Genomic DNA, 10,267 nt, shown 5'->3' with positions numbered 1-10,267 from the left:
TCCTCGGCCTGGTGGTCCTCTTGACCCTGTTCGTGACCTTCTAAGACGCGGGAGACCCGGCGCATGTTATTGGAATTTCCCTGGCTCTCGCTGGTCATCTGGCTGCCGATCGTTGGCGGTATCGTCGTCATCGCCAGTGGTGAGCAGAATGTCGAACTCACCAAGCGCATTGGCTTGGTGTATGCGGTCCTGACCTTCGTGGTCAGCCTGGTGCTCTGGTTCGGCTTCGACGCGACGACGGCCGAGATGCAGTTCGTCGAACGCTCGGCCTGGCTACCCGCGCTCGGGGTTGAATACCACCTCGGCATCGACGGTATCTCGATGCCGCTGATCCTGCTGACCACGTTTATCGGCATCTTCGTCATCATTGCCGGCTGGGACGTCATTAGTTATCGGCCTTCGCACTACATGGCGGCCTTCCTGATCATGGAAGGCATCATGGTTGGCGTCTTCTCGGCGCTGGATGCGATCCTGTTCTACTTTTTCTGGGAGGCGATGCTGATCCCGATGTTCATCATCATCGGGGTCTGGGGCGGACCGAACCGGGTCTACGCGACCATCAAGTTCTTCCTCTACACCTTCTTCGGCTCGGTGTTCATGCTGGTCGCGCTGATCTATCTGTACTTCCAGACCGGCAGTTTCGACATCCTCGGTTTCCACGCCGCGCCGCTCGGTCTGAGCGCGCAAATCCTAATCTTCATCGCCTTCTTGCTTGCCTTCGCGGTCAAGGTGCCGATGTTTCCGGTGCACACCTGGCTGCCGGACGCGCACGTCGAGGCACCGACCGGCGGCTCGGTGATCCTGGCCGCGATCATGCTGAAGATCGGCGGTTACGGCTTCCTGCGCTTCAGCCTGCCGATCACACCGGACGCCAGCGCCACGCTCGATTGGCTGATCATCGCCATGTCGTTGATCGCGGTGATCTACATCGGCCTGGTCGCGCTGGTGCAGCAGGATATGAAGAAGCTCATCGCCTACTCGTCGATCGCGCACATGGGCTTCGTGACCCTGGGATTCTTCATCATCTTCGCGATCTTCCAACGCGCCGAGACCGCCGGTGCGGTGATGGGCATCGAGGGCGGCATGGTGCAGATGATCTCGCACGGGTTCATCTCCGGGGCGCTCTTCCTCTGCGTCGGCGTGCTCTACGACCGCATGCATACGCGCGAGATCTCGGCCTATGGGGGCGTGATCAACCGCATGCCTTGGTTTGGCGCCTTCGTCGTCTTCTTCGCCATGGCCAACGCTGGTCTACCGGGAACCTCCGGTTTTGTCGGCGAACTGATGGTCATCCTCGCTGCCTTCCAAGCCGACTTCTGGTTCGCCTTCCTGGCCGCGACCACGCTGGTTTTGGCGGCGGCCTTTACCCTCTGGCTGGTGAAACGGGTGATCTTCGGCGAGGTCGGCAATGAGCAGGTCGCCAAGCTCGAGGACCTGAATCGCCGCGAGACGCTGAACCTCGGCGTGCTCGCCGCCGCGACGCTGGCCATCGGCCTCTGGCCGAAGCCGCTGATCGAGGTGATGGAGCCGACCATCGTGCATCTGGTCCAGCAGGTGCAGGTCAGCAAGCTACCGACGGTCGATGCCGTTGACACAGTCCCAGTCGCCGGTCTTCAGCCCTAACGGATCTCAGTCATGACGACGCTTACGCCCTCCCTGACCTCTTCGCTGATCGCGATCCTGCCGGAGCTGGTGATCCTGGTGACCGCCTGCACCGTGTTGATCGCCGATCTCTACACCCGCGACGACCAAAAGCAGAGCAACCATAACCTGACCATCATCGGCCTGGTGCTGGCGCTGATGGCGGTGGGTGTGGTCGGCGGCTCGGTGCCGACCGAGGCCTTTAGCCAGAGCTTCATCCGTGACCCGATGAGCGATCTGCTCAAGGGCGCGATCCTTATCGTCTCGCTGCTGACCTTCATCTACGCCAAGGACTATATGCGCGACCGCGAGATGTGGGTCGGCGAGTACCATGTGCTGCTGCTGTTCGCGGTGCTTGGGATGCTGATCATGGTCTCGGCGAACGGCTTCCTGACCCTGTATCTGGGGTTGGAACTGCTCTCGCTCTGTCTCTATGCGTTGGTTGCCTTCGATCGTGACTCTAAGCAGGGTGCCGAGGCGGCAATGAAATATTTCGTGCTCGGTGCGCTTGGCTCGGGCATGTTGCTGTACGGCATCTCGATGCTCTACGGTGCTTCGGGGGGCTTCGCCTTCGCCGATGTCGCCGCTGCTGTTGCCAGCGCAGGCGTCAACGACAAGATCCTCGTCTTTGGGCTGGTGTTCGCGCTGATTGGCATCGCCTTCAAGTTCGGTGCCGTGCCTTTCCATATGTGGCTGCCGGATGTCTATCAGGGCGCGCCGACGCCGATCGTGCTGTTCCTGTCCAGTGCGCCGAAGATCGCCGCCTTCGCGATGGCCGCGCGCATCCTGATCGAGGCGCTCGGCGGACTGCAGTCGGACTGGGGCGATATCCTGGTGATCCTCTCGGTGCTCTCGCTGTCGCTGGGCAACGTGGTCGCCATCGCGCAGACCAATATCAAGCGCATGCTCGCTTATTCGACCATCTCGCACGTCGGTTTCATCTTCCTCGGCCTGCTCGCCGGCAGCGAGCAGGGCTACGCCTCGGCGATGTTCTACTCAGTCGTCTATGCGCTGATGTCGGCGGGTGCCTTCGGCGTCCTGTTGATGATCTCGAGCAAGGACCAGGATGTGCAGGAACTCGATGATCTCAAGGGGCTGTCGGACCGCGCGCCCTGGCTGGCGGCGATGATGGCGCTGATGATGTTCTCGATGGCCGGTGTGCCGCCGATGGTCGGCTTCGTCGCCAAGCTGCTGGTGCTGGAGGCGATTATTGCTCAGGGCATGGTGTGGCTGGCGATCGTCGCAGTGGCGTTCTCGATCATCGGCGCCTTCTACTATCTGCGCGTAGTCAAGATGATCTACTTCGACAAGCCGACCAACGAGGTGCCGGTAACAACCAACGCGCGCGCGCGGGTGGCGATCACCCTCAACGGTGCCGCGATCCTGTTGCTGGGGATGTATCCGGCAACGCTGTTCACGCTCTGCCAGCAGGCGTTTCCGGGCTGAGCCGATTCCGTTCTTGAGCGGCAACCCCCCATCGCCTGTTCGGGTCGCGGTCTCGCTCAAAAATCTGCGGGGCTCTTCACTGGAAGCGCTCCAGGTCGGTTCAGCGCATGCGTGTAGATCATGGTGGTTGACACGTCCGCGTGTCCGAGCAGCTCCTGCACTGTACGGACGTCGTAACCAGCCTCCAATAGGTGGGTCGCAAACGAATGCCGCAGCACATGGCTGGTAATGCGCTTGGCGATCCCAGCTTGGCTTGCTGCCCGGTGGATCTTCCGTCCCAGCGAGGACTCGTGCAGATGGTGGCGTCGGATCTGTCCCGAACTCGGGTCCCGCGACAGCTGACTGCTCGGGAACACATACTGCCAAATCCATTCCTGCGGTGCGTTGGGGAGCTTACGGGCTAATGCGTGGGGCAGATAAACCGCTCCCACACCGACCTTCAGATCCTGTGCATGAAGCGCCTCCACGTTCTGGAGATGCGCTTTGAGCTGCTCGGCATAGCGTTTCGGCAATGGCACGACGCGATCCTTGTTCCCCTTGCCGTTGCGTATCAGGATCGAGCCATGACCGAAGTCCAGATCGCCCACTCGCAAGCGCAACCCCTCCATCACCCGCATGCCTGTCCCATAGAGCAGGCCACCGATCAAGCCGTAGGTTCCCTCCATACATGCAAGGACGCGTTCGACCTCGTCGCGTGTCAAGACCACCGGCAGCCGATCGCGCCGCCGGGCATGTGAGAACTTGAGGTCATCCAGCGGCCTGTCGAGTACCTCGCGGAAGAAGAATACCAGCGCATTCAGCGCCACGTTCTGTGTGCTCGGTGCCACCCCCCGCTTCACGCCTAAAATCCCAATCCACGACCTGTGCCGCCTTCACCTGGGCGAGGTCCACAAGGAGCAGTTGGAGTGCATCGACGAGTTGGCGGAACTGCCAGTCCTGCCATCGGCCCTGGCTCGATATCTCCCGGAGATAGCCCGTGATCTGGTCCGACGACAGTCGCTTCAGTGAACTCGGCTTCAGTGCGTCTAAGAACCGTTCCACATGGGCAACGTACCAGCGCTGCGCCTTCGCTGGAATTTGCTTGGCAACCAGAAGATCCCGGTACTGGTCCCATCGGGACGGCGTTCCGTTTTCGCGTCTTTGGCAAGTTCTTCGATCGAAATCACTTGACATATTCAGATTTCTGCGGATAGGCTCCCTATGAATTCTAGCACCACGAGTGTGCTATGCAAATTGAACCTTTATCCTTGCTTGCAAGCTGAATGTTTCAGTATGCGCGCAAGCGATCACTGTTCGCTGCGCAAGCAAATCAATGGTTCAATTTGCACGCAAATGAATACACTGTTAGGTCTCGTAACCCGCTAACCGAAAAGCCTACCGCCATCTACGAAGTTATCGAAACGGAGTCCAAATGCCAAAAGTTGTCAGCATGATCAACTGGAAGGGTGGAGTTGGAAAATCTACCTTAACCTTGCATCTGGGTGTGAACATTATGCGCCTGGACGAAGATAGGCCAAGGGTGTTACTCATTGATTTAGACCCCCAATGCAACCTTTCGTACTTGGCGCTTGGTGTCTAGGGATATGTTAATGCCATATACCAGAATAGCCAGGCAACGCTCAAAGATATATTCGACGCCTATTTCAATGGCAACTCTTTTCAAACTACCTCGGCGATACTCCAGACACCGATCAACGCAAGCGCCGGTCAGGTATGGAGCAACGTCGATGTTCTTCCTTCTCACCACGAGCTCGTACTGGTCGACATGCGTCTAGCTCGCGAAAGAAAGAGTGGAACAACACACCAAGAAGAAACCCAGTTCGAATTGGACAAGCTGTCCATAATTCACAATGCCATTCAACAGGTAGCCTCGGAGTATGATTACGTTATCTTGGACTGCCCACCGAATATTAACCTAGTCACCCAGAACGCTTTCTTTGCTAGCAAGGCGTACTTTATTCCAGCAATTCCAGATTTCTTGTCAACTGTCGGTATCTCGCTAATCAAACAGGAAATGGAAAAACTTAACAAGAATTTCAGGAGTATGATCAACTATGCCGACTGCGAAATAGATTACTCAGATACGGAACTTAAGGGAATAATCTTTAACATGGTCACCGAAAGGAACGGAGGCCCGAAAAAGAGCCACAAGAACACTATTACATCAGTAGCGAACAGTCATCCAAACATGGTTTTTGATGCATATGTGACACTGGGCGACGGTATTACTCGCGCCGCAGATAAGAACCTCACAGTATTCAGCTTTGGAGAGATACCTGAGGCACGAGCGAACGCAGAGAAGCAGGCCGACCTTCTCGATCAAATTACGCAAGAGTTTCTCAAGCGCGTATGACGAACCCAGACATGATATCCGAAGATATTCAAGATGCGTTGCGCGGTCTGCGCGCAATCCTGCAATTATACCCGGGCTGCAGTATCGATGAGATTGTGCGGGACATTAAAAGGTTGAAGAAAAGGGACTCAGAACAAGAGAGAGCGGGCGTTGGTGCAGAGACAACCGCGAAATCTCCCCAAGAGCTAAAGCCAGAAATACTTTCTGGAGTCGACGACTTATTCGCGCAGTTGGATTCCTTGTCAATCTCGGAAATTGAGGAGCGTTTGAAGTCCGAGACCCTTTTTCCGAATATGGCTTCTTTACGGTATTTTGCATCTAAGGTAGGTATAGATTTGACTGCCCGTCAGGCGCGCGCGAGTTCTATTCATGCTATCAAGACGCATTTTGACCGAGCACGCATTGATCAAACCATGGCGAGGCGTTCTGAAAGACCTAACGAGTGAATCAAGCCGACCCCAAAAAGCGCGCGTCGAGTTCGGCTCGAGATTTCTTTGTTTATTGCGGCGCGCTTTTTGGGTCGGCTTATTCATAACGTTGGGCATTAAAGAACAGCAATGATGGCGGACCTAATTAGCAAGAAAACCCGCGTCGAACTCCGGGAATATTTTGTGGGAACGACTTTGCGCGAAATTGAGATGGAGTTTGATTCTGCAGACGTGCCATTTGACGAAGACTATGAGCCGTCTGAAAGCGGCCAAAGGCGCTGCCTTGTTGAAAAGTATTATCATGCGGTTAATTGGAAAAAATGGTCGGATGTCAGGAAGATATTAACGGTTTACGAAAATATTCTGGTGAAGCTCGAAGACGAGTCAGAAAAATCGTACGGGTTTTCCACACACGGAAATTTTGAGTGGGCTGCAAAGAACTTCAAAGCGCTTAAGAAGTGGATAGAACGAGATGGTTTTGAGTACAAAGATGGGAAGCTTAATCCAGTTGGCAAGCACCACGGGCTAGATCACATAACAGATACGGTCAATCAATTTGATCTTCCTGAGTTGCACCGTCAAATCTAAAGAATGCAAGCTGCCGTAGAAGATGATCCCGGCTTGGCAATCGGCACTGCAAAAGAATTAGTTGAATCAGTCTGCAAAACCATATTAGAACAAAGAAATATTCAATTCGCCGAAGATTTAGAAATCGGGAGCTTGGTAAAAGAATCGAGAAAAGCATTGGGTCTAATACCAGAGTCCATTCCAAATTCCGCCAAGGGTGCAGAGTCAATCCGCAGGTTATTAAGTAACCTTGGGAATGTCGCTCAAGGTCTCGGTGAATTGCGAAATCTATACGGTACCGGTCACGGCAAGGGAGGCAGCGTGAAGGGTCTTAGTTCTAGGCACGCGCGGTTGGCGGTAGGCGCTTCCGCCACTCTCTGTACATTTCTGTTTGAAACTCATCTTGAAAGGTCAATATAGGCCCAACAAGCGCCTACACCCGACCCCTGTTTCGCTGCGCGCTAACGCGCTACGCTACACAGGGTCGGGTGAGGCTTAACGTTGGGCGACAAAAGCAACAGCTTGGGGTAGTCTGGCGGCATGGATATACGGTTGACATATCCACAGCTCGGAGTATAGTGGATATGTTCTAGGTATATCCGTGAGGTGTCAGATGGAAAGAGGTGGCGTTTTTAAGAGCAACACCAGTCAGGCCGTACGTCTGCCGAAGGCTGTCGCGCTTCCAGAGTCAGTGAAACAAGTTGACATCGTGCCAATGGGTAGATCCCGTCTCATCTCACCGGCAGGAGAATCTTGGGATAGCTGGTTCTCCTCGGAAGGTGTGACGGCTGATTTCATGCAATCCCGAGATCAACCGAAAGATCAAGAGAGGGAAGGTTTCTAGTGCTCAAGTTCCTGCTAGATACCAACATTTGTATCTACACGATCAAGAATCGTCCAGATGCTGTGCGCAAGACCTTCATCGAGCGTGATGGGCAAATGTGCGTTTCTACCATCACGCAGATGGAGCTTATCTATGGGGCTGAAAAATCGGCTGCCGTTGCTCGAAACCTAAATGATGTTGAGGGTTTCCTAGCTCGGCTCGAGATCAAAGACTTCGATTCTTCCGCAGCAGCGCATACAGGCCAAATCCGAGCCGAGCTCGCAAAAGCGGGTACGCCCATTGGCCCGTATGATCAAATGATTGCTGGTCACGCCCGCTCACTCGGGCTGATCGTGGTTACGAACAACGTCTCAGAGTTCTCACGAGTACCAGGACTTCGCGTTGAGAATTGGGTCGGCTAGTTCGGTGGAGTTGTCGCCCAACAATGTGTTGCAACGGACATTTGACCCGCTGCCCACTTTTGCTGACGCAAAAGCAGGCATCGCCTCAAATGCCGCTGAACACCGGTGTTAGGCACAAATAGAGAGATAAAAAATGCCGTCAATATCAGCTTTCTATGGAATCATAATTTACATGTATTTCATGGACAATAAACAGCACAAGTTGCCGCATATTCACGTCAAGTATTCGGGTGAAGAGGTTATAGTATCGATACCGGAAGGCAATGTTTTAGAAGGAAGCATCCCTTCATCAAAAATGAAACTAGTTCAGGCGTGGATTGAAATACATAAAGAAGAATTAATGGCTGATTGGGATCTGGCAGTTTCAGGCGAGCAACCGTATAAAATTGATCCACTGAGATAACGACATGAACCCAAGGATAAAAAGCGCTGTGGCGTCCAATGATTATAAGTTGCTCCTAGAATTTACAAATGGTGAGAAAGGAATATATGATTGTTCTAAATTACTTGATTTTGGTGTATTTAAGGAATTAAAAGATAAAAGATATTTTGATCTAGCAAAAGTAGTTGATGGTACTGTTGTGTGGCCTCATGAACAAGACATTTGCCCTGATACGCTGTATTTGGATTCACAAAAACAACAGGCCTAACATGCGCTTCCAGCCGACGCGCCAATGGCGCGCGCGCAACGCGACAGAAAATTCCGCTTAAAACTTTGATGGTGTCTTCCTTGCTGGCGGAAGAGAGGTACGCGCCATCCATGACCGGGTAGGAGGACACTCCGGCGCGCAATGACTCGAGGATCGCAACGTGCAACTTAAAGACGAAATTTCCGGCGATCGAGAGTGATCGGCCCATTGCGGACTGGATTCCCATGACGTCGACCCAGACGACGTATTCATTAGTAGGTTCGGGAAGGTGGCGAGAATCGAAATATACTCCAGGCACGGTTTGTCCTCAGCTAACGTCAAGCTTCAGCCGGTACCGTCTTCGCGTTGGCAACTACCGCGTTCTGTTTGAGGTCGAAGAATCTGCAATCGTTGTGTACCGCGTAATGCATCGAAAACACGTTTACGCAAAGAGGTAATCGATGAACTTGCATCCACAGTTCATAGGACAAGACGGCTCCGAAGAGTACGTAGTCCTTCCTATTGAAGAGTTTCGCGCGCTCGCAGAAGTTCTGGAGGATTATCAAGATTTACAGGACCTGCGTAGCGCCAAGCAAGCTGAAGCGACAACAACCGCCACACCTTTGGCCGATGTCGTCAATCGATTTGGCCTAGATAACGGCTAACCAGCCGCTCAAGCCGACCCAGCGCGACCGGCGTCGTTGGTTGATATCAAGCGTGGTCGTTCACAATAAGGGAGCACACGACGCTTTAGGCATAGCCACGCGATTTTGATCGCTCCTGGCTTCCGAGCTTCGCTCGCCCCCCGTCAACAGGCTGGGGGCGACGAAGCGGGGGGCTACAAAGCTTGAGCCAGAAACGATGCAGGCGGGATCGCGCGGTGATTAGCTGAGCGACCTCAGGATCGCTTGCGTCTCCTCTTTCGGCAGGCGCGGCCCAAGGCTGGTGACTAGCTTGGCGGAGGTTGCCGAGGCCAGGTCACCGGCACGTTTGTGGCCCCAGCCTTGGGTGAGACCGTAGAGGAAGGCACCGGCGAACATGTCGCCTGCGCCGACGGTGTCGACCGGCTCGACCTTGACCGGCTCGATCTCGATCAACTCCTGACCATCGAAGACCAGCGCACCCTTGGGGCCACGCGTGATCGCGAACTCCTTGCTCAGCGTTTTTAGATAGGCCACCGCCTCGTTCAGGTCATTGCTCTCGGCCATGCCCATGGCCTCTTCCTCATTGGCGAAGATCAGATCGACACCGTCGCCGATCATCTCCTTGAGCCCATCCTTGAAGAACTTGACCATGTTCGGATCGGACAGCGACAGCGCGGTCCGGACCCCGGCATGCTCGGCCGCCTTGCGCGCCTCGATCGCGGCGACCCGGGCGGTATCCGAGGTGACCAGATAGCCTTCGGTGTAGAACCACTTGGCCGCGTTTAACGCGTTGACCTCGACCTCCTGTACCGAGAGATTGCCGCTGATACCCAGATAGGTGCACATGGTGCGATCGGAATCGGGCGTCACCAGGACCACGCAGCGGCCGGTATCGCCCTTCTCCAGAGAGGTGCCATCAAGGGTGGTGACGCCACCGTCGCGCAGGTCTTTCATGTAGAAGTGGCCGAGTTCGTCGTCGGCAACCTTGCAGGCGTAGTAGCCACGACCGCCGAGCTGGCTAAGCGCGATCACCGAGTTCGCCGCCGAGCCACCGGAACCGCGTTGGTGATGATGTTCGCGCAGATGCTCCATGATGCGCAGCTGATGCGCCTCGTCGACCAGGGTCATGACGCCCTTGTCGATGCCGAGCCGTTTGAGGTCATCAGCGCTGACCTCGTATTCCATATCCACCAGTGCGTTGCCGAGGGCGTAGATGTCGTAGGTACTCATACTGTTCCTGTGATTGCTGTGACAGTGCCCATTGTCGCAGAAAACGCACATCCTTTTCGACCTTGGGCCTTGGATTCGATCGCG

13 protein-coding genes and 1 pseudogene are annotated in these 10,267 nt (G+C 54.8%); 12 read left to right on the top strand and 2 right to left on the bottom strand.

All coding sequences use genetic code 11. The annotated features are described in order from the left end of the window. The first annotated feature begins 63 nt into the window (after nt 1–63). Both AC54T3_RS03915 and nuoN read left to right on the top strand, forming a co-directional pair. On the top strand, nt 64–1,623 hold the full coding sequence (locus AC54T3_RS03915) for an NADH-quinone oxidoreductase subunit M (protein ID WP_496622508.1): 1,560 nt from the start codon (nt 64–66) through the stop codon (nt 1,621–1,623). A 12-nt stretch (nt 1,624–1,635) separates the two neighbouring features. Continuing rightward, entirely contained in the window at nt 1,636–3,087 is a 1,452-nt protein-coding gene (gene nuoN / locus AC54T3_RS03910) for an NADH-quinone oxidoreductase subunit NuoN (RefSeq protein ID WP_496622506.1), read from the top strand. Nucleotides 3,088–3,143: 56 nt separating this feature from the next. On the opposite strand, the gene AC54T3_RS03905 is transcribed toward nuoN, so the two are convergent. After that, nucleotides 3,144–3,893, bottom strand: coding sequence for an integron integrase (locus AC54T3_RS03905; protein WP_496622505.1), 750 nt, complete (start codon nt 3,891–3,893; stop codon nt 3,144–3,146). 605 nt (nt 3,894–4,498) lie between these two features. Between AC54T3_RS03905 and AC54T3_RS03900 the strand changes: the two are divergent. The 10 genes and pseudogenes from AC54T3_RS03900 (at nt 4,499) to AC54T3_RS03855 (ending at nt 8,974) form a co-directional block, all read left to right on the top strand. Then, nucleotides 4,499–5,440 (top strand): annotated as a pseudogene (locus AC54T3_RS03900) (ParA family protein). 11 nt (nt 5,441–5,451) lie between these two features. Continuing rightward, nucleotides 5,452–5,886 carry a hypothetical protein gene (locus AC54T3_RS03895; RefSeq protein ID WP_496622504.1) on the top strand — a complete coding sequence of 145 codons (435 nt, stop codon included), beginning with the start codon at nt 5,452–5,454 and terminating at the stop codon, nt 5,884–5,886. A gap of 111 nt (nt 5,887–5,997) precedes the next feature. After that, nucleotides 5,998–6,456: a hypothetical protein gene (locus AC54T3_RS03890; protein ID WP_496622502.1), complete on the top strand. Its 459-nt coding sequence runs from the start codon at nt 5,998–6,000 to the stop codon at nt 6,454–6,456. A gap of 3 nt (nt 6,457–6,459) precedes the next feature. Continuing rightward, nucleotides 6,460–6,855 (top strand): abortive infection family protein, encoded by a 396-nt coding sequence (locus tag AC54T3_RS03885; RefSeq protein WP_496622501.1) that lies wholly within the window; start codon nt 6,460–6,462, stop codon nt 6,853–6,855. A 193-nt stretch (nt 6,856–7,048) separates the two neighbouring features. Next, complete coding sequence (gene vapB / locus AC54T3_RS03880; protein ID WP_496622499.1) at nt 7,049–7,279, top strand: type II toxin-antitoxin system VapB family antitoxin; 231 nt, start codon at nt 7,049–7,051, stop codon at nt 7,277–7,279. Continuing rightward, nucleotides 7,279–7,680 (top strand): type II toxin-antitoxin system tRNA(fMet)-specific endonuclease VapC, encoded by a 402-nt coding sequence (gene vapC, locus AC54T3_RS03875; protein WP_496622497.1) that lies wholly within the window; start codon nt 7,279–7,281, stop codon nt 7,678–7,680. Before vapB ends, vapC begins: the two co-directional genes overlap by 1 nt. 133 nt (nt 7,681–7,813) lie before the next feature. After that, the gene (gene dhiT / locus AC54T3_RS03870) at nt 7,814–8,083 is read left to right on the top strand and encodes a type II toxin-antitoxin system toxin DhiT (protein ID WP_496622495.1); all 270 of its coding nucleotides are present in this window, start codon (nt 7,814–7,816) and stop codon (nt 8,081–8,083) included. 4 nt (nt 8,084–8,087) lie between these two features. After that, complete coding sequence (locus AC54T3_RS03865; protein WP_496622493.1) at nt 8,088–8,330, top strand: DUF2442 domain-containing protein; 243 nt, start codon at nt 8,088–8,090, stop codon at nt 8,328–8,330. A 224-nt stretch (nt 8,331–8,554) separates the two neighbouring features. Beyond that, nucleotides 8,555–8,767, top strand: coding sequence for a type II toxin-antitoxin system RelE family toxin (locus AC54T3_RS03860; protein WP_496622491.1), 213 nt, complete (start codon nt 8,555–8,557; stop codon nt 8,765–8,767). Nucleotides 8,768–8,770: 3 nt separating this feature from the next. After that, a complete protein-coding gene (locus tag AC54T3_RS03855) occupies nt 8,771–8,974 on the top strand; it encodes a type II toxin-antitoxin system Phd/YefM family antitoxin (RefSeq protein ID WP_496622489.1) in 204 nt (67 codons plus the stop codon). A gap of 219 nt (nt 8,975–9,193) precedes the next feature. Here AC54T3_RS03855 and AC54T3_RS03850 read toward each other — a convergent pair whose 3' ends face one another. Next, nucleotides 9,194–10,183 carry an adenosine kinase gene (locus AC54T3_RS03850; protein WP_496622487.1) on the bottom strand — a complete coding sequence of 330 codons (990 nt, stop codon included), beginning with the start codon at nt 10,181–10,183 and terminating at the stop codon, nt 9,194–9,196. Between the last annotated feature and the right edge of the window lie 84 nt (nt 10,184–10,267).

This window comes from Halochromatium sp. NSM3, from assembly GCF_059621085.1.
The sequence above is the reverse complement of the archived record's forward strand: the minus strand, read 5'-3'. Positions and strand labels throughout refer to the sequence as shown.